Below are 22,349 nucleotides of genomic sequence, written 5' to 3' on the forward strand. Positions count from 1 at the left end.
GAATCCGAGCATGCGGCCCAAAATACTAGTCATTGAAGACGAAGACACCCGGCTAAAGGTGTACGAAACCGCATTGCACAACCATGGCTATGAAGTCAAATGCTGCACCTCGGGATCCGAGGGCTATGTACTCTTAACCAGGCATGAAGACTTCGATCTGGTCTTACTCGACACCAAACTCACGGATGTCAATTCGCTCGACCTCTTGCGCATTATTCGTCGCCGATACAATCGCAACCTGCTGCCGATCATCATGCTATCCGGCCTCAACCAGAGCGAAGCCATCGTCGAGAGCCTGGAAGCCGGAGCCAACGACTACATGACGACTTTCGGCAACATCCGGGTCCTGCTCGCCCGCATCCGAGTCCTTCTGCGTATGCGCGACTCCTATCGCACCGAAATCAGACATCAGCAACACCGCGTCATGCATGAATCGCTGGGCGCCGCCTGTCACCACCTCTCGCAACCTCTCACCCTCGTCGCCACACGTATTGATTTACTCGTCAAGAAAGCCGACCGAGAGCACACTCCGGACCTGGATGAGCTCAAGGAGCTACAACGTTGGATTCGTGCCAGCACGCGCGAACTAGAGCGACTCAACCGTGTGACTCAGTACCGGACGACTCCCTATTTCGGGGAAGCGCGCATCCTGGACTTGGGCAAGAAAGAAGAAGAGGCCTCTGCAGAGACCGCCTAAACCGCTTCCGGCTAGCCCTGCACGATCCAAAGTCCGCAACTCAAGGGCGGCAGATGGACCCGCCCTTCGCCGAGGGGAATACAAGCCACCTTAAGTCCGGCCGGATCGAACCGCTCATGATCGGCGATTTGCACAAATTTCAGATCCCCGACCATCTCGCATTCAATGCTCGCATATTCAAAATGCGGGTTCACTCCGAATAACAAACGAGGCACATTCCGGCTCCGGTCGTGATTATAGGAAGCCAGCACGGCACTGGAGCCATCGACATGGTAGAACTGCATGTAACCGTCGCGAAGGCCCCCGTTATAGCGCAGCGCCTCTCCTTCGGATGACAGGCGGAACCGGATCCAAGCGCTAAAGTATGCGTGTGTCCCCGCATACATGAGTCGCTGGTTGTAATCGAGTGCGTTGAGGTCCCCTCGTTGGTAAGTATTGTGAATCCCGCGCTTGGAACGAAGAAAGTCCTGTCCGGCCGAAATCATGGGCACACCCAACGACGCAAAGAGTACAGCTGCCATGAGATGGGTCCTGCGCCGGTCCAGCACGGTGGGATTGGAACCGTCATGTTTGGGACGCTCGGTGATACGGTCGAGCCAGCAGTAATCGTCATGCGATTCCGTATAATTGATCGACTGGGCCACAAAACGGCTGGTGGAGGGCGACCCCGATAGAAAATAAGCGATTCCCTCCTGGTTGCCATTACCACAAATATACTTCGCCATCGATTCCCGGAATCCGTCATTCCATGAAGCAAAACCGGTCTCGCGCAATTCGTCCTGGATATGCCCCCGAAAGCTCCAGGGTTCCGCAATCAGCACAAGTGTGGGCTTGATCGCCTTCAGTTCCTTTTCGATTTCCCGCAGTACCTCGATGCCGATCAACTCGGCCAAATCAAAGCGGAAGCCGTCCACATCATAGACCTCGACCAAGTGCTTGAGGCTTTCCACGATCAGGCGACGAGCCATCGGCGTGTCACAGCGCAAGTCATTCCCGCAGCCGCTCCAGTTCACCAAATCATTGGCTTCGTCCGTATGGAAATAATAGAACTTGTCGATGAAGAGCAGATGGTTGGGCTCCCCGACATGGTTGTAGACGACATCCAGAATGAGCGCCATGCCTTCATCGTGAAAATCCCGGACCAGTGCTTTGAACTCCTCCACTTGCGAGGCGGACTCCGGCGATTGGGCGTAACTGCTTTCCGGCGAAAAATAATTCACCGTCATGTAGCCCCAATGATAATCCTCCGGCGCCCGGTTATCGAACTCCTGAATCGGCTGCAACTCGATCGTATTCACGCCGATCTCCCTCAAATAAGAGGCCTCGGCCTTAAGCCATTTTCGGACCCCGGCGTAGCCCATGCGCTCGCGCGCCGTCAATTCGATCGGTGCGTGACACGCCAAATCACGGATATGGGCTTCCATGATGACCATATCATGCCAAGCCGGGCCCTGAAATTGGCTCGGTGATTTCTGCAGGCGCTCCGGCGACACGACAATCCCCGGACCACGATGGCCGAGACAGGCCTTTGCGTAAGGATCCAGCACGGGGAAACTCCCGTCGAAATGCGCGGTACCCTCGGAATTGTCTCCATCCACGTAAAACCAATAATACGAGCCACTGAGATCCTCCGCCACCTCAAGCTCCCAGGAGACCGCATCGCTGCACTGGAGCGCGTGTTTGCTAAAGTCCGTCCCATCCGGTTTCGTCCCATAGCCAACTGCGACGGATTTGGCCCGCGGTGCGAACAAGCGGAAAGTCGTCCGCCCTCGACGCACCTCAGCGCCCATAGGCAAGCCGCTTGAAGCCATCGTAAGGAACTGCGTATGCGGCAGTTCGTGCACCTCGACAACCAACCCATCCGTCCAGATGATCTTCTCGTTGCCCACCGGCTCATATCCTGCCGGAGACTCGAAACGGAAGATATGTTTCCCGCTCTGGTCCGGATTGAAGACAAAGTTGCAGACCCCGTCTTGCGCGTACACACGGTTCGGCGCACTCTCAGGCGCATCCAACCAGACACCGTCTTCCGTGACGAACTTGAACTGCGACACCTTCGCGCGCGGCAACAATTTCAGTGGAACCCGCAGTTCATAAGTCGTTTCCGCAGCATCCGTGTCCGGAAGCAACTCCCACTGGCTCTGCCCAATCGCATCCCCCCAACCATTGAAATCGCCCCCCAGAAAAACCCTCACCTTCCGGTCCAGCAGTTCCGGATACCGCTGGGACTGGATGGTGAAATACCAGCTGTTCTTACGCCGGAAATAGCGGCAATAGCGACCACTGCGTTCCGGACTCAGGCGCTCCAGGCGCCGGAATCGAAGCTCGCGCGGCCCCAACAACAGCGGCGGCAGACTGGTGGTCGAGCGCCAGTCCTTCGAAAGAATGATTATCCCGGAATCCTTCGATTCCCAAAAAGCGTGGGCGATTTTCCGAGAAGCAGCCTGCATGTGTTTCAGCAATAGGTGCATGTCTAGCAAGAGCAATACCCTTTCCATGCGATCGGTGCAATATGCTCAAGCTTCCAGAAAGATAGGAGTTTTCGGTGCCCTATTGACGCAAGCACCGGGAAGCGCTTTTGTGCCGCAGTGAAGAAGATACTGGTCGCTTTATCGGGTGGCGTGGATAGCGCCGTCGCCGCAGTGCTGCTCAAAGAGCAGGGTTACGACGTATCCGGCGCCTATATCCGGACTTGGATGAACGAGGAGATGCCGCTGGCCGATTGCCCGGCCCAGCAGGACATCGAGGATTCCCGGACAGTCGCCGCACATCTGGGCATCGACTACGAAATTGTCAACTTGGTGAACGAGTACCGGGAGCACGTGGTGCATTACCTCGTGGAAGGCTATAAAGAGGGCATCACCCCGAACCCGGACATCATGTGCAACAGGGAGATGAAGTTCGGTATTTTCCGGAACTACGCCTTGAAACAAGGCTTCGACGGCATCGCAACCGGTCATTATGTGCGCAAGCTGGAAAACCCGGACGGCAGCCAGGACCTCTACGAGGGCCTTGATAAAAACAAGGACCAGACCTATTTCCTCGCCTTGGTGCGACAGGAACAAATCCGTCAGGCCCTATTCCCGGTTGGCGAACTGGAAAAGCCGAAAGTCAGGGAACTCGCCGAAAAGTTTAAGCTTCCCAATGCGACCAAAAAGGACAGCCAAGGCATCTGCTTCCTCGGCGACATGAACATCAACCGCTTTCTGGAATATTATATCGAGGACAAACCCGGCAACATCGTGAATCCGGAAGGCAAAATCCTGGGCCAACACCGGGGCCTGCATCGGTACACAATGGGCCAGCGCAGGGGCATCGGTGTTCCCTCGAACACCGACAATGAATTTTATGTGGTCGTCGGATTCAACATGGACCGGAACGAACTGGTCGTCGCCTTTGAAAGCCCTGAGGCTCCGGGACTCTATACCAGTGAAGTCGAGGTCTTCGGTCTCAGCTACGTCAACAAAGGCGTCACAGAGGAACGCGAACTCCTCGCCAAACCACGATACCGGGACCCGTCGCAGAGGGCCCGCTTTATCCCGACCGGCGAAAAACGGGCCCGCATCCTCTTCGAGGAGCCACAACGTGCCTTGGCAGCAGGTCAGATCCTCGCACTCTACGACGGTGATAAACTGCTGGGCGGCGGCTTCTACCGCTGATCCGGCAAACTACAGCGCCCAACTGGGAACATCAACCCAGAGCCCCCCATAAGACGTTGATATTTATAGTTTTACTATAAATCAACAACGCCTTATGCGCGATTAGAATCACAAATGACCCCAAATCAAAGAGCAGCTTCAGAGAAGTAGGGATCGAGGTCCAAAGGCTTGGTGGATGCGGTCGTACCGGTCATTTCCAGCCAGGTTTTGATCGTATAGGTCCCATTTGTGACGACCGTGCCCATCAAGGCTTCGTCGAAGTGAAAGGAACTGTTACCCGAAATCTTGGCCGTAAAGCCAACCACCGCGCCAAACACATTTCCACTATTGCCCCCTCCACTCATGTCCACATCCGCAGCCGGCGCATAGACGGTGGCAGCCAAAACACCGTTGCCGGTGATCGAAATATCCTGTGAGGCACTGATCGTGCCGTCACTCGCGACCGTTTCCTCGGCGGTTCCGTACACGACAAAATCCGAAGGGATACCGGAGGAGTTGGTCACGCCACCACCGCCGATTGTGATATCCTCAGAAGTATAGATCGTCAGTTGCCCCGAAACATAACTGGCCCCTTCGACAGGATCCTGCCCCACATAGCTTCCGCCCCCCTCAACCGTCTCCCCATTGACGGTTGTATCCATGAAATAACCGCCAAGAATAATCTCACCCTGACCGGTAACACTAATGTCGCCGGTCATGATAATGGTGACATTGTTCTTAATCACCAAGGTATCACCGCCCCCTGAAAGGCTGATCTCGGAAATCGAATATTGTGTCGTTTCCACGGCTTCCGTCTCTTCATTGTCGACCGTGCCAACAATCAAATCCGACGAGTTGATGCTGGTGTAAGAAGAATCGTCATAACTTCCGCCCGGCTCATACATCGGTGGAAAATCCGCATAGAAATCACTGCTCACACGTGACTCGTCATGTGTCTCGGAATCATAACTCGTCACCATACCATTCGGACCGATCGAAACAACCGAATCCGGGCTCACCGCCACGTAGCCATAAACGTCTGCGTTCCCTTGGTCAACACCACCTTCATCCACAGCGTTCACCGTGTCACTGGCCACCGTGACGATGTCGTTTTTGTTCAAACCGGCGACACCATAGCCGTCCGGAGCATCCAGATTGGTCGACTCCCCATAGGCACCGTAATTCGAATTGTAGCTGTCCAGCATCACATTGTTGCCGGTTAGGACAATCCCGTTCCGAGCGGAGAAACCCTTTTCATAGGGATAAAACCCGGCGTTCAGCTTTGCTTTCACTTGCTTCGTCACCGCCCCCGCGTCGTGTCCGCTGATTGTACCTTCGGCGTAGATTGTAGGATCCAGAGTCAAGGCGTCAAAAATGACCAGCCGGACGTCTCCGACAAATCCACGGTCGACCAAATAGTTACTGACGGATTTTGACCAAGTCGAGCTATCGGGCTCATTGTCAGCCAAGGCCTCCACCCCTAATTCCACCCCGGACTCAGCCAGGTTGAAAGAAGAGGAATAAAGGGTCGAGCGAACAGCCGCGCGATACTCGTGGGTCGCCAACTTAAGGAAGGTGACCGCAAGCATTCCGATGATGAACGAAAAGATGACTGCAGTGATCAGGGCCGACCCGGAATTACTGTGGCGGGCATGTATGTGGGCTGTCTTCGTGGGCATGGAACCTCCTTCTTAGGTATGTGGGACTGTCTATATATTACGCATGAGGAAACGGGCCGAGATGATATAGTCGGTCGTTTCGGTCACGATAACCTTCTTGAGCAATTTCGCGTTCACCTGAACACTCTTGGTTTCGGTCAGGATCGAAGCATGGTCCGAGATATCGACGCCCAAGCGGTTATAATAAACCATCTTGAAAAAGCTCACATCCTCAAACAGGACCTTCGACACATCCGCGCCGGAACTGCTGCTCTGGGTCCGGGTGACCGTTTTCTTGTCTGAATCATAAAGGTAGGTCACCGTGTCATTGTTGAACTCGTCTGGCAGCACCATCGTAACCTGGTTGCTGGTCGCGGTCGTGAGACTCTCGGCCGTATGGAGGTCCCGGGCATATCGCTCCAGCGCGCTACGGCTCTCCTGACTCATGATCGAATAGTTCCCCAACCCGCTGATACTCTTGGTAAAAAAAGTAAAAGACGGGATCATGGACCCCATGAACAGGGCCAGAAGACTCACGGCCACCATGATTTCCACAAGGGTATATCCACGCTTTCGCACCGTTTTGAAGGCAGGTAAGGTAAACTTACTGGATGTAGTCATAAATGCCTCCTTTCGCGTATTGAGTGACATAAATTTTACTGTGGTCTCGGCCAGCGATATCCGTCCAGGAAATGGTGAGGGTAATCTTGCGGCTGTTTCCGCTACCGGACACCAATCGCTTGAGTGTGTAGTTGGTATAGGCCGTATTGCTCAGCTCCGAGAAATGAGTGGAGAGGTCGACGGTCTCTTCCGTTGAAGGCATGCTAATCAGGTTGGCCCATGCAAGGGAGCGCAGACGCTCAATCTCACTCTGCATGATCTGCGACGCGCGGGTTTCATGACGGGCATTGTCCACTTGATTCATGCCCATCCGGAGACAGCCAAAGCCGCTAATCATAACGAGGGCAAATATGAACAACGCGATGAGCAGCTCCAGGAGCGTAAAACCATCCTTCGCCTTGGCTTGAAGTCGTGGTAACATGACACAAACCATCTCCAGTCTCAGTGCAAAAGGCAACCCTATAGGACAGCGATCAAGAACGGAGCCTCTCCGGATCGAAGCTTTAATAAAATTTTAGAACTTGATGGAGCACGGAATTCAACAAGCCTACAGGCTTTTTACCGGCAAATTGGGCCTTACGCCCTAATTTCATCCAAATGACACCTAGAAAACTACTCTCCTGGAATGTGAACGGCCTCCGCGCGGTCCTGAAGAAAGGCTTTGATGCATTTCTCAGCGAAAGCCAACCCGACCTGATTTGCCTGCAGGAAACCAAAATTTCCTCCGACCTGTGCGATGATTTTGCATTTGCCGGCTACCCGCATGTTTACTGGAACTGCGCCGAAAAAAAAGGATACTCGGGCACCGCGCTCATCAGCCGCACCCAACCACGGTCCGTCTCATACGGCATCGGAGCTGCGGAGCATGATGGCGAGGGCCGCGTCATCACGGCGGACTTCGGAGCCTACTACCTCGTCACGGTCTACACCCCCAATGCACAGAACCACGATGAAAATGGCCGTCCGCGACGCTTGGACTACCGGACACTAGAGTGGGACGTCGCCTTCCTCGACCATGTAAAGTCGCTCGAGTCCGAAAAACCGGTGATCTTCTGCGGCGACCTGAACGTGGCCCACAGGGAAATCGATCTGGCCAATCCAAAGACCAACCGCAAAAATGCAGGATTTACCGACGAGGAACGGGCCGGATTCGATCAGATCATGGCAGCCGGCTTTGTCGACAGCTTCCGCCACCTCTACCCGGACCTGAAAGACCGCTACAGTTGGTGGTCCTACCGGGCCGCAGCTCGTGCCCGCAACGTGGGATGGAGAATCGACTACTTCTGTCTCTCGCAAAGTCTGGCCGACAAAATTGAGGATGCGACCATTCTGGACTCGGTCATGGGTTCCGATCATTGTCCGGTGGGACTGGAACTCAAGGCGCTCTAGTCCATTTCGACAAACTGGGCCAAAGTTGCCCCTAGGTCTGCCTCTAGATAGGGCAAACGATCCGCCGGGCCACTCTGGTGGAATACAAGCAAACCGCCGTCCTTCGTGAAAGTCAGCGCATCACACGCTCCGATGCTTCGGCCTGCCGGATTCACGGGCTTCACCACATAAATGAATTGCCGGTAGTTGCCTGTGAGAAAAGGCGGGCTGCCAATTGCCGGACGGAAGCTACCGTCATTCTGAACAACAACCTCTGATTCGTCATGCCGGTCCCGAAGGCTCTGAAGATATGCAGCAATCGAGGCCTCACTGAAATCGACCAACCAGCTTCCGGATGGATAGTATGACAATGTGAGCCGTAAGTTCGGATCACTACGGTGGACAAGCAGGAGCGAAACACGCTCCGTATGCTCCGATTGGATTTTCCACTCACTGCTGTGGTACCAGCGCAGTTTCAAGCTCTCCAGCTTCAGTTCGAGCCAGTAACTATCCAAACCATCTGAATTCGCGCGAACATCCTGAACCGAGAACTTCGGACATGCCTCAAGAGGTCGGCCCGGAGGAAGGCCAGCCGATAGCTCGCCAAGGAAGAGACAAAGCGTGCAAAGACCCAGGCTCCACCGAGCCATCGCTCTAATTCTGACCATTCTAAATCTCATCATCCACGTCCGGATCGGAATCTTCACCCGTTTTGCTATTTCCGGGATTTGAGCTGTCCACACCATCCTCGTTATTACCGTGACCATTGTTATTCTTGCCATCTTCGTCTTCTCCAGATCCACAAGTCGATTCCCCATGGCCCAGTGCTTCGCTAGATCCGTCAAAACCATCTAGAGAGGCAAGTTCGGCAGCGTATTCGGCCTCATTCAAGAACCTGAAATCACGACGCCTGAAATCCCTGGTATTCGGCGTCCCGGGCGGATACATCCCGGCGCCGAACAGCTCGCTGTAGCCCCAGTTCCGCTTAGGAGGTGAATACCAAGCCCCATACCCGCTCGTCATGGGGCTGGTTCCCGCCTCGCTCTCATAAAGGGCTACCAGTGAACCGCGATAGCGAAACTCGACCCCGCTCCAATCCTCCAGAAAACGCGGCAAGTTATGAGCACCGCCACTCTGAACGGACGTACCGGGGATACTGGGAAGCAATCCGGTCACCAACGCAGCAGAGACTTCATTATAGCTCGCCTTCCGAGCACTCGGCGACTGTTTACTCTTACTGTCATCGAAATTCGATGAAAGTATTGTAATCGAATCTGCAAACAATGCCACCGGTTGCTCATCGCTCCCATAGGTCAAGCCGTCATCGGTGGCTGTCGAACTACCGGTTGACGCATCTCCATCGGAGTTGAAATGCCCCTGCACATAAAGTTGCCCGTTCGTTGCCAGTGTAAACCCGGTGTCGTACCCGCTGCTTCCGGCAAAAGATGCAGTCGGGACTTCACTTCCATTAACCAGTCGGACCGCCATGTTCTGTACTGCCGGCATGACCTTGTCCGCCCGCGAAGTCGTACTGTCATCGTAAGGGAGTTCCACGTATACGATCCCGTTCCAATCCACCGCCGATGAAACATCCAAGTCATAGGTTCCTCCGAAGACATCCGTTCCCTGGCTACTCGATGCAACGGCTTCGGACAGGACCGCAATATCGACTTCAATGACATCCAAAGCCTGTTGCTGCCGTCGATCGTAAAAGCCGCCCACCGGATTGCCGTAATCGTCTTCACTATATTCCGTGATCTGTACCAAAGGACTGCCAATGCCGCTTTCCACAGCAGTCAGATCGATTTCCTCCAGTTCCGGCTCTCCGTCGACTAGAATTGGTGCACTCGTGGGGTCCGTCGAGCTGCTACGCTTGTACTTGTAAGCGTTCACAGCGTACCCCGAGCCCTGGTTCGTGACCTTCAGAATCATGCCGGCCTTATAGGCAAATTGTTGTTCACGCACGGCATCTCCCTTGTAGTTGGCGTGATCCTCAGCCACGACCGGCTCGATCAGAGCATACCCGGGATTGTATTTTTCATCGGCCGCGGTCTCGGGATCATCCGGAATGTAGCTATCGATTCCGATCGGATTCAGCGATGGGACACCATGTGCTTCCGAGCCCACATTCCCATCCCAGCGATCCGTAGAAAAGGCCCGCCAATCTTCGCCCATATTGCTGTCATAATAACTCGAAGGGTTGGTCTTCCCCCCGCTCCCACTGTAGAAGGAGACCCAGTCGCCGTCTGAATTCAGGACTGAAACCGTTCCACCTTGATACCCGACTGTGGACGTTTTTGGCCCGTAAAAGATGTCTCCGGCTGACATTATTGTCGAATAGAAGAGCAAGCTGTCCGACGCCTGCAGGTAGATGTCCCCATTCGCATGCACGGGTCCCTGGATTTCCATCTGCGGCCCGGGGTGAAACTCGAGATCCATGTTGTAGAAAATCGCATGCGAAAAAAGTGGTGCATCACGTACCGACAGGGTCTGGCTACAGTAGGCCACCCTCTCCCCTAATACGGGATCTGTGACTAATGATTTAGCATACACTTGCACATCCCTGCTGAAAACCAACTTACCCTTTTGGGGATCATTGGTATTGGCCGGGTCGGATGGGTCGATATAAGCCCATGCGCCGGGAGGCACCATGCCTCCCACTAATTCGAGCGCCTCACAATCAACGCGGCCAGTGCCCAGAAATGCTTCCGCGGTGTAGGGAATAATCAGCGGATTCGCCCTCAACTCATTCATCGAGAAGGAAGTCTGGCGCAACCAGCGCATTTTCAACTCGGAAAAACCGTACTCCACCATCGACTCCGAAGCGTTGCGCGCCTCAGTGAACAAGATGTTCGATTTATTCATGCGCCGCTCGGACATGCCGTAGCTCAAAAGGCTTGCAGCGACGACACTCAGAACTGATGTGAAAATGACGACCAGAACCAGCGTCGAACCACGACGTTGTGCTAGCTTCATGCCAGTATGAAATTCCGGAGTTTGAATTGGTTGATTTCTAGCCACGGGGTGAAATTGTAAAATTATAGGTTTCGGTTACACGCTTGGCTGCATTCCCATGATAGATCTGACCGTTGACCATCACACTACGGCCCCAGAAGTTATAAAAAAGGTGCCCATCGGCCAAGCCTTTGGAAAATTCGATGACTTCCTCGGCCCCACTCAATACCGCATCATCAGGAATCAGACTTTCAAGATCCTCATTCGTGGCAGGGGAAAAAGTCCGTTCATATCGGCGCACCGGGACCAACTCGTCATCACCACCCGAGTCACGAAAGTAGCATACGATGCGGCTGATTTCCGAACTCGCCAAAGTCGAATCCGCAGCCTCCGAATCGACAAAGACCAGCAAATCTCCCGATTGGCTGTCACTGAGCCGATCTCCAGGTGCGTCATGGTCATCCAAGGCAGTCGAGAGATAAAGTGTGAAATAGTTGGCCTGTCGTCCGTCTCGGATCAACTGTCCAGTCAAACTGCGTAGGTCCGCATTGATCCGGTTGCGCTCCTGATTCACAAACCCGATCTTATAGTTGGTCAGGAAGAAAGCGAAGACGCCGGCAGTCAACATGCCGGCCACTGAAGTGGCGACCATGACCTCAACCAGCGTCATACCCGTTTTCCTCTGCAAGGAGCGGTGTGTTCTAATATTCCGATACATTTGTCTTCACAAGGCGGATCGCCCCTTCGTTAATATGTTTCATACCACCGGCCACGACTTCCCATTCAAAGTCCAACGTCACCTCGATTGAGTCCCAGCAGCTGGTATCTACTCCTAGATCACGCCCCGTAGGCAGTATCCACAAGCGCATGGTCCGGGCGTTCTCCCCGCCGCCGGCATCTCGGTCAAGATCGACCACGATTTCCTTTTCCAAGGGAACCCCGAAGATAAGGGGGTCCGCTTTCTTTAGGTCTTCCCCGCTTATATCTTCGCCCAGATGCAGCGTTTCCGTAGGGATGTCGTACAGGCCCGGATTCTCCAAGGCCGCCTCGATCCGGGCAAAACTGATACTTTTGATCTGCTCCGCGTAAGCTTGCACCACCATGTAGGCTGTGTTCTCGTAAATGTTTTCGTAGGCGATCCGACTGGTCATCATCGTCGTCGTGGCGATGCCACCTGCCACGAGCGCAAAGACAGCAATACTCACCATGACTTCCACCAAAGTGAATCCAAGTTGACCTTGTTTTTTAAGGACAGACACACACATCCCTTCACAATAACAGATTATAAATAAGTAATAAATACGGTTAGTTCCGTAGATATAGTCATAAACCCCCTATTTCCTGATCGCTGGAATTCTCAATAAAACGTGAAATCAACCTCCTCCACACTCACCACCAATGTTCCGGAGCATTCCCTGGCCCACTTGGGCGAAGTCGAGCTGATCCGCCGAATCAGTGATTGGTTGGGCCCCGTCAGTCCACCTTCTCCTGAAGGCATGGGAGACGACTGCGCCGTCATCCGCCAGACCGGCCAGGGACAGCAAATCCTGACGACGGATGCAGTCAGTTACGGCCAACATTTTGACGACCAAGTAAGCCCAGAAGACGCCGGTGCCAAATTGATCAAACGCAACCTAAGCGACATAGCGGCAATGGGCGGCATCCCTGGCCCGGCGGTGCTCGCCCTGCTCTGCGGCCCCGACATTTCCCTCGAATGGCTGGAATCATTCTTTCGGGGCATACGCCGCGTTTGCGAGCAGTACGCGGTTCCGCTCGTCGGCGGGGATATCAGCAGCCTGAGACCGGGTAATTTCTCCGCGGTCCTGAGCCTGACCGGCCGAACCGAAACACCCCGCCTGCGCCACACCGCCCGTAACGGGGACTCGATTTACGTGACCGGGCAATTGGGAGGCAGCATCCTAGGCAAGCATTACAAGTTCGAGCCACGACTCGAAGCCGGCCGCTGGATTGCCGGTCGTCCCGAGAGCACGGCTATGATGGACCTCACCGACGGTCTGGCCAAAGACTTGCGCGCCCTCATTCCGCCAGACTGTGCGGCAGCCTTACACCCGTCCCGCTTCCCACTTTCCGATGATGCCCGGACCCTGGCACAGACAACCGGTCTCGACCCCGAGGAGCACGCCTTCTGCGACGGGGAAGATTACGAGCTTCTCTTTTGTCTGGATGGAAAAACCGACACCACCTCCTTCGAAGCAGACTGGAAGGCGACATTCCCCCAACTAAAGATCACCCGGATCGGTTCTTTTGTCTGCGGCTCGCCGGAACGGCCCTTCGTTGATGCGGCCAGCAATGAGGACTTGCCATGGAGTCGGGGATTTGAGCATCTCAGGTAAATGACATCCGAGCAACAGGATATACGTACACGCTTACGCGCTGGCCTCGCCACCCGTTCCGCCGCAGAAACCGATGCGGCGGCACGGGCGCTGGCACCCCACATCCCCGAGGATCACGTACTTGCGTTCCATGGCGACCTCGGCGCCGGCAAGACGACCTTCATCAAAGGCCTCGCGCGCGGATGGGGCATCAGCGAGGCCGTGACCAGCCCGACCTTCAACCTCTACACCGTGTATCAGGGAAGCCGTCAGCTCGTTCATCTGGATGCCTACCGCCTACACGATGGGAGTGATCTCGACAGCCTGATGATCGAAGACTTCCTGCAATCCCCATGGTGCCTCGCGGTCGAATGGCCGGAACGGATCACTGACAGTATCCCCGACCAAGCCTGGCATCTTTACCTGGAACTGGACCTGAAGGCAAACTGCCACCGAATTCGTCTCGACGACGGGACCAACTCGATCAATTAGGCCAAGTGTCTGCCCCGCAAAACCTGCCGTGTCCGCTTGAAGATTTCTTGCGCGGCGCGAACCGGAACCGGAGGACCGAAACGAAGGCCTTCAAGTTCATGGCAAACTTGCTCCAGACCATGCGCCACATCAAGCCTCGCTCCTTGATCCAGTTTGCGCCGTACACGTACGAGGTATTTCCCAGCTTGGCGCCTCACGGGATCAAACCGATCGGATCGCCGCCGCAAACGAAGCACGCCCCGCATGGCAAGCAGACGTAATCGCCAGCTCAGGTAGCCGAAAACCAGCACCAGCAACAAGACGGAGTTCAGGCGAATCCCATCCACCCAGGAAGGCGACTGCAACCATGCCAATAGGCCCGTCCACCTGTCCCGGAGCCATTCCTTCATATTGGCGATTGCAAGCTTGAAGACCTTCAGGACCGAATCCGCGATCTGGATCTGGTCCTGCTGGTCGAAATTCACAATACGCCGGTACCATTGCATTCGCAGGCTATCCATCCACGCAGCCAATCCGACATCGTAGCCGAGCGATCCGGGCATCTCGAGATCCGGATTACTCGGGCCATTCCCCGGGGTGGGATCCACCCGCAACCACTCCCGGCTGCCCGCATCATAGATCTCGGCCCAGGCATGGGCATTACGGTTACGGACCACGAAGTATTCCTCGACCGAATTCCAGCTTCCCCCGGCAAAACCAACCACCATCCGCGCCGGATACCCCGCAGCCCGGGCCAAAAGGACAAAGGAGCCTGCAAAATATTCACAGTGCCCCCGCGAACTTTGATCGAGCCAGGCGACAATGGGATCCCCATCCGTTCTCGGCTCTTCCGGCTTCAGTGCATAGCGGTAATGCTTCCAGAGGTACTCGTTGACCAAACGGCTATAGCCGGAGGCATCCAGTTCGCCGCCTTCCGGATCGCCGCCTTCCGTCGAAAGCGCCTCCTGGTTGATACGGTCCAAAATCGCACGCTCCTCCGGACTCAGATACAAGACACGGGTACTGCTGGGATAACTGACAAATGGAGCTTCGTACGGCTCGACCGGCTCGCCAAGGGCTCTCGCTTCCGCATCGCTGACCGGAAACCGCCGGGACCAGGCCATCCCCTGCACCTGATAGGCCAACACCTTGTTTTTCACCTGGGTAGTATGAATCAAGTTCAGCTCCTTGATACGGGCATATTCCTGTGCCTGAGGGAATCGCAGCAGCCGGTATTGCCCCGGCAACGGCAAATATTTGCTCACCCCACCCTCTAGGTAGAAGGTCCACACCTCATTGCGGGCCTCAAAGGGCACCGGGCTCTGCCCGAAGACTTCCCGGGACTCACCGGGTTCCAGGAAATCATCTGTCATTAGGTCCATCGACATCCGGAAAAAGCCCTGATTGTACTGGTCCAGCACGATCATCCGCCAGTACGGCATCGACTCGATCGAGTCTTGGGAAGGCACATCCACCCGCAAGGCCTCGCTGTCGTCATTGATAATCTCCCCCACATCACCGAGCCGGACATCTTCACTAAATCCGGAACGGGCTTGCCCGCTGATTTGCAGGAAGGGAATCGCTTTGTCGAGATTGACCCGGGGAGTCAGCACGAAGAGAACCGAAGAGACCCCCACTACGAAGAAGAACATCACCGTCCCAAGAAACAGCACTTTCAGTTCAAGGACTTGGTACACACGACCAAGCAGGCGTCGCCAGTTAAAGTTCGCCCAGACTGGCTGCCCCTCCCCCTTCCGCTCGCCCCGATCCAAGACACAGATGATGAAGAGGATCGCCATCGCGACCGGAGTGAAGAGCAGGATCTGCAAGGCAAAGAGCATCGAGACAGAAAGCACCCCCGCGATCACAAGACAGAACAGGCAGAGCAGAACAAGTTGCAGGTCTTCACGCTTCTTGCGAGGTGCCACCATCCGGTAAAATACGAGGAGTACCACCATTCTCACCAAAGGCGGAAGAAACTCGGGCAGGTGCAGGAAGAAATCCATCGCGATCATGACGAAGAGCACCGGCGCGATCCATTTGGAACTCACAAAAGCGAAGCGATGCAGCAAGCTGGGCCGGAGGACGAGAAGCAGGCAACCCAGCATCCCCAACCCGACAAAGAGGCCGTTTCCGTCATTCAGGGACAGCAGGGACCAGAGGGACAGCAAGCAGAGCATGCCCCCCAACAACCACTTGAATTCAAGTAGTTCTTCAATCGTCAGTCTGACCGACTCTCTCATCTTCTATATAGATTGCCACCCCTTTGCTTCCTGATGGTCGAAACTGCACCAAGGACCCCGTGGCCGCCGAAGGCACTGCCCCACGATACTCATGCAGTTCCAGTTCCGCCAGAAGGTCGAAAAACTCGTATAACTGGCGGTTGCTCTTGATCGCCAATTGCGCATGCCCGGCGACCTGCACCGACTCCAAACGCCCGGACTGGAACAGGTCTTCAGCCAAAGAACCAGCGAGGCAGCAAAGCGCCTCAAACCCCTCGGGTGTCCAGGCCTCGGGGCTGGGATCCAGATACAAATGGAAGCCGTTGATCCCCTCGCGGGCGAACTGCCGCACCATCAGCTTTCCGGCCCGCGCCGTCGCTTTCCAATGGATACTGCGGGGTGCATCACCTCGGACATATTCGCGGATATGCAGCAAATCACTTCCATGTCCCGCACGCTTGCGGGAGCTTTCGGCACGCTGCCGCCAACCGGCCCCCTTCGGATCGAAACTGTACTCCAAACGTGCCGGCCACACCAGTAAGCGTTCCTCCAAGCGGCCAGCCAGGGTCTTGCTTAGGAAACCAAAGGGGAATTCGGATTCCACCCCTGTCACGCGCACCTGACAATGGCCCCGGGAAAGCGGGGTGAACGTCCAGTCCAGCTTCGTCGATTGTCCGGGCGACAACTCATGCGGAAGGCTCAGCCAGTCCGGCTCGGAGCACAAACCGGCATAAAGCTCGAAACGCAGGCAAAAACTGGGAAAGACCACTTTCGCATTCTTTACCTGAAGTTCGGCCATGGCCACTTCACCGGCCCGCAGGTGCTCGGGAGGACGCAGACTCCATGTCAACTTCCGGAAATTGATATGTGAAAGGATACCGCTCAGGACCAGGCTGCTCAACAGGAGCGACAAAGTCATAAAGAGAATATTGCTGGCAGTGTTGTAAGCAGCCGTTCCGATGCCGAGCGCCACCAGGATCAGAAACCAGCCCGCAAGCGTCAACCGTGTGCGCCGTACCCGTGTCGGCATCATCTGGCGCAGGAACAAGGGTACCACCCGCTTTTCCGCATCAGGATCCGGATTGAAAAAATCCGGGTCCGTCCAGTCGTGCCAGCGACTCAGCTCTGTGTGCATCTGGCTCATCCCCTCCGGGCTTAACTTGGCTGGGGCACGGTTTCCATCAACCGAATCAGAATGCCCTCAACCGAGCGGCGTTCCTCCATCGGGTCCGCCAGGGTCTTGCGGGGCAACAGACGGTGCGAGAATACAGGCAACACCATGTCGGCCACGTCCTCAGGCAAGATAAAGGCACGCCCATGCGCCAGCGCCCGTGCCTGGGCGGCCACTTTCAGCGCCAAGGTCCCCCGCGGACTCACGCCCGAACGGAAACTGGCTTCCTCCCGGGTCGCCCGAGCCAGCCGCACAATATAATCGGCCACCGTATCTTCCAGGTAGACCTCCCGCGCATAGCCCTGCAGCTCCACCACCTCTTGCCGCGTCACCACGGGATCCGCGTCCAAATGGTCGTAGTGCAAGTCCGCCGACTGGAGAATCTCCAACTCGTACTTGAGTTCGGGATACCCCATTTCCATGCGCATGAGAAAACGGTCCATCTGGCTCTCCGGCAGGGGGAAGGTCCCCTCATAATCGACCGGATTCTGGGTCGCGATCACCATGAAGGGCGGGGGGACGGTGTAGGTTTGGCCGTCCACCGAAATCTTGGCACGCCCCATCACCTCAAGCAGGCTCGATTGTGTCTTCGGAGTCGTCCGGTTGATTTCGTCCGCCAACACGATGTTCGCGAAGATCGGCCCCCGCTTGAAAACAAATTCACGCTCCTTCTCGTCATATATGGAAACCCCGATGATATCTGAAGGCAGCATGTCGCTGGTGAACTGGATACGGGAGAAACTGCAGTCAATGGAGCGCGCCAGGCAATAGGCCAGCGTCGTTTTCCCCAAGCCCGGCAAGTCCTCGATCAACACATGCCCTCCAGCCAGCAGGGCTACGATAATCTTGTCCACCACTTCGGTTTTGCCCCGAATCGTTTTTTCGATATTCACTCGCAGACGCTCCACTGTTTGAAACGCTCGGGGAGCGGGAATGACGGAACTCGGTTTCATAATGAAAGCATGGCTCCTAAATCATGGCTTGGCAACAGGAAGCGTCTTTTTTGATTTCCATCCGAAGGCTTTAACCGCGCTTTCACATCCCGCCGTAAAAACGCGCTTTCCGAGGAAAAACCCTCGACAGTGCCGGCACACCAAACATAACTATACGTACCTACCAAGACCTAGTGCCACGAGCGAATGAAGACCGTTTACATTATCGAGGACGAAGAGATCATGCGGAATCTCTTATCGACGTTTTTCGCGACTACCTTCCCCGAACTTGAAGTCCTAGGAATGTCAGGCGACGGGGGCGAAGGAGTCGAGCAATGCCTGGAATTGGCGCCCGACCTCGTGATCGTCGATATCCAGCTGCCGGAAGTCAACGGACTTGAGATCCTTCACCTGCTCAAGCGTAAATTCCCCAAGATTAAGATCCTCGTCTTTACCGGAAAAACCTCCGCCACCACCGTAAAGATAGCGGTACGCGGCAACGCCGACGGATTCATCAATAAGATATCCGGCCTCGAGGAACTCGAAAAGGCCATTCGCGCCGTAGACAAGGACGAACAGTTTTTCAGTCCGGAAATCTACGACGAGGTCGTCCGACTCAAAGAGGAAGGCGTTGGCCGTTCGCGCCCGCCTTTTTAAGCCCGATTTAGCCTGTCTAGCAACCGCGCATCGTGCCATCTCATTCGGGACGGGTCAGGTTGTTCTCACCGATGGCCGGACGACCGCTTTCACCGGAAGCCGCAGTGAATTGACACTAGGTGCCACAAAATTGTAACTTTCTGCATTCCTTTTACGATAGCACTTTGTCACACTGTGCGCATTGTCGCAGCTTTTGAATTTTTCGCATATGCAACGCCCGACTACACCTATTCGCCGCAAGCCCCGCACCAGCGGCTTCAGCTTGATTGAAATCCTCATTGTCATCGCATTGATCGCGGTGCTGGCAACCCTGACCATCGTCAAAGTCGGTGACACTTTTGGCAAACAGGGCTCAAAGGTCGCCAGCGTATTTGTCAACAGCACGATCAAGCTAGCCATGACGAACTACAAACTGGACGTGGGCAGCTATCCGAACAGCGAAGAGGGCCTGCAAGCCCTGGTTCGCGCCCCGGCCGGAAAGGAAGGACGCTGGGATGGCCCTTACATTGAGGAAGTCCCGCTCGATCCCTGGCAAAACCCTTACCAATACCGCTACCCCGGCAGCAAGAATATCAGTGGCGCCAAAGGCTATGATATCTGGTCGCTGGGTGAAGACGGCACCGAAAGCGCCGATGATATCGGCAACTGGAAATAAGGGGCGTGTGCGCCGCAGCGGCTTCAGCCTGATCGAGATCATCCTGGTCATCGCCCTGATGGCCGTTGCCGCAACCGTCACGATCATCAATTTCACCGCCTTCGCCGAACGGGGTGACAAGCGCAGCGTGGAGGAGATCGTGGGGGAAGCCATTCGCAAGGCCCGATTCCTGGCAGCCAGCGAGCGGAACATCGCGGAACTGCACTTCGACAAGGACAGCGGCAGTCTCCACATCGACGGCTCCGGCATCGAGTCACTCGCATACGAGCTGCCCCCTGAATTCGGCGAGGACGGACCCGCGACCATCAAATTTTACCTAGTCCCATCGACGGAAGGGCTCCAACCCTTTGAACGGCCGGGCGACACCCGCCAGGAAGCCAAACGCGTCCGCTTCGCTCCGGACCGCAGTGCCTCGCCGTTTGTCGTGGAAATCGACCTGAACTCCGGCACTCCGGAACGTATCGTCTATGACCCCTTTTCGAGCTTGAGGAGGGCGGATGCCCAATGAGAACGCCAGCCCCGGCACGCCCCTCCTCAGAGGCCGCGTTCAGCCTGATTGAAGTCATCATTGCAGTCGCCATCTTCGCGATGGCGGCCACCATCCTGACTTCAACGTTCGTCAATGCCCTGCTTGCCCGGGAGAAGGCCCGTGAAGTAGAGCAACTGGATGCCGACATCCAGACCGTGCGTCTCCAACTGCTGCTTCAGCCGAGCCGGGATGACGCCGAAGACGGCGGGGAATGTCCCACCCTGAATTATGGCACCGCCACCTGGCGGGCCATCATCGAACCGACCGAGGTGATCGACCTCTTCAAGGTCACTTTCACGATCGAGTTTCCCGAGCCGCCGGAAGGCCAGGCCGCCAGCCATACCGAGGAACTCTACCTCCTGCGTCCAACCTGGTCCGAGAGCGATGAACGCTCCGACTTGCTCGAGGACAAACGACAGGAACTACGCGAACACCGCGATTTTGGCTTCTGATCACCATGCCTCACACCCGCAACAGACACTCATACCGACGCGAGGCCTTCACTTTACTGGAGGTCATTTTCGCGGTCGCGGTGACCAGCCTCCTTCTGGCCGGGGCGGTCGCGATTGTTGTCGGGATGACCGAGGGCTGGGCCAAGCGGGACCAGCGCTACTTCTTCGAGGATCATGTGGACGGCGTGACCGAGTTCCTGCGAGCCAGTTTCGCCGCGGCCGGCACCTCCATCACCCTGGACACAGAGGACGATTCGAGCAGTACCGAAGAAGAGACCGATACGGAGGGCGACACAAACACCGAAACCGACACGAATGTCAGCCTGGAAACCGATACTAGCACGGAAACCGACTCGACAGACACCAGCACGAGCGACAGCAGCTCGGCCGGCGGACTGATCACAATCTCCGAGGATCCGATCGGCTGGGCCCGTCCACCCGGATTTGCCGGCTACGAGAAACCACTGCTCAACTTCAAGCTCAGCTCGGCGCCCCCCCTCTTCGTGGCCGACAGTGAACTCCCCGCCCTGGGTGTTGATGTCTATCTCTATTTCAAGCGCGATGAAGGCTTGAGCCTGATCTGGTATTCGATCCTGCAGGAGGAAACGGAAGACATCCAGGACCTTCGCCGCACCGAGCTCAGCGCTCTGGTTAAGGAAATCCGCTACATCTACTGGGATGAGAGCTTCGAGAAATGGGAAGAAGAACAGGAGCCTAAGGAAGGCGACGGAGCCGACCAATACCTCATGCCACGCTACCTAAAGCTGATTTTTGAATATAAGGGTGAAACAACCAGCCGGACTTTGGCGATACCCGTCGTTTCACGCTCCGCCTTGATCTTTTAAGCATGCCCAACGACCCGCAGCCACACGTATGTCCCCAGCGCTTCCCCAATCCCGGAGAAGACCGGCGTCGTGGCAGCGTTCTGGTCGCCGTGCTGGCCATCATCCTGCTGCTGACCTTTCTAGTCACCCGGATGATCGACGAAACCGTCGAAGACATCGAATATCGGGCCCTGTTCGATGAACCCTCCGACGTCAGGGCCTTTGCCTACAGCATGCTTGAAGTCTCGCTCGCAACGATCCAGGAGGTCGCCCTAATCGACGAAGGCAAACTCTACGCACCCGAACAAGGTTGGAAGGACCCGCTCGGCTATGCCAAGATTCCCGTCCCCAATGGTTGGAGTATCAGTATCCGGATCGAGGACGAAGGTGGTAAACTTCCCATCAACACCATGAGTGAGGACCTGTTGAACCGCTTGCTGGAGGACACACTCGAATTCGACTTCGGAGAAAGCCGGGAATTGAGCAGCGCCCTGCTCGACTGGATCGACGCCGACGACTCCCGTCGCCTGAATGGAGCGGAATCCGAGGATTACCTCAGCCGGAACCCACCCTACCGGGCCGCCAACGGGCCGCTCCAAAGCCTGGAGGAAGTACGCATGGTCCAAGGCTGGGATGAGGCCTTTTTCGACGAGAACGGCCAGCCGAATGAACAGTTCCAAAAGCTGGCCACCCTTGTTTCCGTGATCAATACGGGACCGGTCAACCTGAACTCGAGCCCGCAGGATGTCCTCGACCTGCTCGCGGAAAAAGACGGCTGGAGCCCCGACTACCTGTTCGACGGACTGGAGGAACCCTACCGCACCAGCCCGCCCGATTCCGCCGATACCAGTATCTCCGGCGCCGAAATCGGCCTCCTGCGCATCACCATCCGCCTGGAACGCGGTAGCGCGCCCTTTACCCTGAGTGCGGTGGTCGAGCCGAACTTCAGCGAGGAAAGCAGCTCCGGCAACCTCCCGGGCGAAAGCAGCTCGGACAGCGGCAGCCTCCTGACCGGAACCGAGGAGGAGCAGGACGCACTCAGCTATCCATTCAACATTCTTCAGGTCAATGAATACGACGTCGGGCAACCAGCTGCGGTCGCCGCACGCTATTCGACTGTAGACATCGACGAAGAAAGCCTTTCATTCTAGCGTATCTACCATCTC

Annotated in this window: 22 protein-coding genes; 11 read left to right on the forward strand and 11 right to left on the reverse strand. The window is 55.9% G+C overall.

Annotation, left to right across the window (positions count from 1 at the left end):
- The first annotated feature begins 10 nt into the window (after window positions 1-10).
- Window positions 11-697, forward strand: a complete 687-nt coding sequence (locus O2597_RS08020) for a response regulator transcription factor (protein ID WP_269523840.1) — start codon at window positions 11-13, stop codon at window positions 695-697.
- Window positions 698-708: 11 nt separating this feature from the next.
- On the opposite strand, the gene O2597_RS08025 is transcribed toward O2597_RS08020, so the two are convergent.
- A complete protein-coding gene (locus tag O2597_RS08025; RefSeq protein WP_269523841.1) occupies window positions 709-3,147 on the reverse strand; it encodes an alpha-amylase family glycosyl hydrolase in 2,439 nt (812 codons plus the stop codon).
- Between the two features lie 138 nt (window positions 3,148-3,285).
- Here O2597_RS08025 and mnmA point away from each other — a divergent pair, with 138 nt between their 5' ends.
- Window positions 3,286-4,356, forward strand: coding sequence for a tRNA 2-thiouridine(34) synthase MnmA (gene mnmA, locus O2597_RS08030; protein WP_269523842.1), 1,071 nt, complete (start codon window positions 3,286-3,288; stop codon window positions 4,354-4,356).
- Window positions 4,357-4,481: 125 nt separating this feature from the next.
- On the opposite strand, the gene O2597_RS08035 is transcribed toward mnmA, so the two are convergent.
- From O2597_RS08035 to O2597_RS08045, 3 genes are read right to left on the reverse strand one after another with little or no spacing between them, the layout of a single operon-like run.
- Window positions 4,482-6,014: a DUF7305 domain-containing protein gene (locus O2597_RS08035; RefSeq protein WP_269523843.1), complete on the reverse strand. Its 1,533-nt coding sequence runs from the start codon at window positions 6,012-6,014 to the stop codon at window positions 4,482-4,484.
- Between the two features lie 30 nt (window positions 6,015-6,044).
- On the reverse strand, window positions 6,045-6,614 hold the full coding sequence (locus tag O2597_RS08040; protein WP_269523844.1) for a pilus assembly FimT family protein: 570 nt from the start codon (window positions 6,612-6,614) through the stop codon (window positions 6,045-6,047).
- Window positions 6,598-7,035 carry a type IV pilus modification PilV family protein gene (locus tag O2597_RS08045; protein WP_269523845.1) on the reverse strand — a complete coding sequence of 146 codons (438 nt, stop codon included), beginning with the start codon at window positions 7,033-7,035 and terminating at the stop codon, window positions 6,598-6,600. The genes O2597_RS08040 and O2597_RS08045 overlap by 17 nt, the downstream gene beginning before the upstream one ends.
- A 176-nt stretch (window positions 7,036-7,211) precedes the next feature.
- On the opposite strand from O2597_RS08045, the gene O2597_RS08050 reads away from it, so the two are divergent.
- Complete coding sequence (locus O2597_RS08050; RefSeq protein WP_269523846.1) at window positions 7,212-8,003, forward strand: exodeoxyribonuclease III; 792 nt, start codon at window positions 7,212-7,214, stop codon at window positions 8,001-8,003.
- Here the strand turns inward: O2597_RS08050 and O2597_RS08055 are convergent.
- The 4 genes from O2597_RS08055 to O2597_RS08070 are packed head-to-tail and all read right to left on the reverse strand — an operon-like array spanning window position 8,000 to window position 12,202.
- Entirely contained in the window at window positions 8,000-8,632 is a 633-nt protein-coding gene (locus tag O2597_RS08055; RefSeq protein WP_269523847.1) for a hypothetical protein, read from the reverse strand. The two genes, O2597_RS08050 and O2597_RS08055, sit on opposite strands and share 4 nt — an antisense overlap.
- Window positions 8,633-8,651: 19 nt before the next feature.
- On the reverse strand, window positions 8,652-10,958 hold the full coding sequence (locus O2597_RS08060; RefSeq protein WP_269523848.1) for a hypothetical protein: 2,307 nt from the start codon (window positions 10,956-10,958) through the stop codon (window positions 8,652-8,654).
- A gap of 37 nt (window positions 10,959-10,995) precedes the next feature.
- Window positions 10,996-11,655, reverse strand: a complete 660-nt coding sequence (locus O2597_RS08065; protein ID WP_425603752.1) for a PilW family protein — start codon at window positions 11,653-11,655, stop codon at window positions 10,996-10,998.
- Window positions 11,639-12,202, reverse strand: coding sequence for a type IV pilus modification PilV family protein (locus O2597_RS08070; RefSeq protein WP_269523850.1), 564 nt, complete (start codon window positions 12,200-12,202; stop codon window positions 11,639-11,641). The genes O2597_RS08065 and O2597_RS08070 overlap by 17 nt, the downstream gene beginning before the upstream one ends.
- 102 nt (window positions 12,203-12,304) lie before the next feature.
- On the opposite strand from O2597_RS08070, the gene thiL reads away from it, so the two are divergent.
- Window positions 12,305-13,291, forward strand: a complete 987-nt coding sequence (gene thiL, locus O2597_RS08075; RefSeq protein ID WP_269523851.1) for a thiamine-phosphate kinase — start codon at window positions 12,305-12,307, stop codon at window positions 13,289-13,291.
- Window positions 13,292-13,762, forward strand: coding sequence for a tRNA (adenosine(37)-N6)-threonylcarbamoyltransferase complex ATPase subunit type 1 TsaE (gene tsaE, locus O2597_RS08080; RefSeq protein ID WP_269523852.1), 471 nt, complete (start codon window positions 13,292-13,294; stop codon window positions 13,760-13,762).
- Here tsaE and O2597_RS08085 read toward each other — a convergent pair.
- The 3 genes from O2597_RS08085 to O2597_RS08095 are packed head-to-tail and all read right to left on the reverse strand — an operon-like array spanning window position 13,759 to window position 18,087.
- The gene (locus tag O2597_RS08085) at window positions 13,759-15,984 is read right to left on the reverse strand and encodes a transglutaminase TgpA family protein (RefSeq protein WP_269523853.1); all 2,226 of its coding nucleotides are present in this window, start codon (window positions 15,982-15,984) and stop codon (window positions 13,759-13,761) included. The genes tsaE and O2597_RS08085 overlap by 4 nt on opposite strands.
- Window positions 15,956-17,107: a DUF58 domain-containing protein gene (locus O2597_RS08090; RefSeq protein WP_269523854.1), complete on the reverse strand. Its 1,152-nt coding sequence runs from the start codon at window positions 17,105-17,107 to the stop codon at window positions 15,956-15,958. The genes O2597_RS08085 and O2597_RS08090 overlap by 29 nt, the downstream gene beginning before the upstream one ends.
- A gap of 11 nt (window positions 17,108-17,118) precedes the next feature.
- Window positions 17,119-18,087: an AAA family ATPase gene (locus O2597_RS08095; protein WP_269523855.1), complete on the reverse strand. Its 969-nt coding sequence runs from the start codon at window positions 18,085-18,087 to the stop codon at window positions 17,119-17,121.
- Window positions 18,088-18,273: 186 nt separating this feature from the next.
- Here O2597_RS08095 and O2597_RS08100 point away from each other — a divergent pair, with 186 nt between their 5' ends.
- The 6 genes from O2597_RS08100 (at window position 18,274) to O2597_RS08125 (ending at window position 22,334) form a co-directional block, all read left to right on the forward strand.
- Window positions 18,274-18,723: a response regulator gene (locus tag O2597_RS08100; RefSeq protein ID WP_269523856.1), complete on the forward strand. Its 450-nt coding sequence runs from the start codon at window positions 18,274-18,276 to the stop codon at window positions 18,721-18,723.
- Between the two features lie 208 nt (window positions 18,724-18,931).
- Complete coding sequence (gene gspG, locus O2597_RS08105; protein WP_269523857.1) at window positions 18,932-19,378, forward strand: type II secretion system major pseudopilin GspG; 447 nt, start codon at window positions 18,932-18,934, stop codon at window positions 19,376-19,378.
- Window positions 19,356-19,886 (forward strand): prepilin-type N-terminal cleavage/methylation domain-containing protein, encoded by a 531-nt coding sequence (locus O2597_RS08110; RefSeq protein WP_269523858.1) that lies wholly within the window; start codon window positions 19,356-19,358, stop codon window positions 19,884-19,886. Before gspG ends, O2597_RS08110 begins: the two co-directional genes overlap by 23 nt.
- Window positions 19,883-20,359: a PulJ/GspJ family protein gene (locus O2597_RS08115; protein ID WP_269523859.1), complete on the forward strand. Its 477-nt coding sequence runs from the start codon at window positions 19,883-19,885 to the stop codon at window positions 20,357-20,359. The genes O2597_RS08110 and O2597_RS08115 overlap by 4 nt, the downstream gene beginning before the upstream one ends.
- 5 nt (window positions 20,360-20,364) lie before the next feature.
- Complete coding sequence (locus O2597_RS08120; RefSeq protein ID WP_269523860.1) at window positions 20,365-21,204, forward strand: PulJ/GspJ family protein; 840 nt, start codon at window positions 20,365-20,367, stop codon at window positions 21,202-21,204.
- Between the two features lie 2 nt (window positions 21,205-21,206).
- Window positions 21,207-22,334, forward strand: coding sequence for a type II secretion system minor pseudopilin (locus tag O2597_RS08125; protein ID WP_269523861.1), 1,128 nt, complete (start codon window positions 21,207-21,209; stop codon window positions 22,332-22,334).
- Window positions 22,335-22,349: the final 15 nt, after the last annotated feature.

Source organism: Coraliomargarita parva (assembly GCF_027257905.1).
GTDB classification, from domain to species: Bacteria; Verrucomicrobiota; Verrucomicrobiia; order Opitutales; family Coraliomargaritaceae; genus Coraliomargarita_A; species Coraliomargarita_A parva.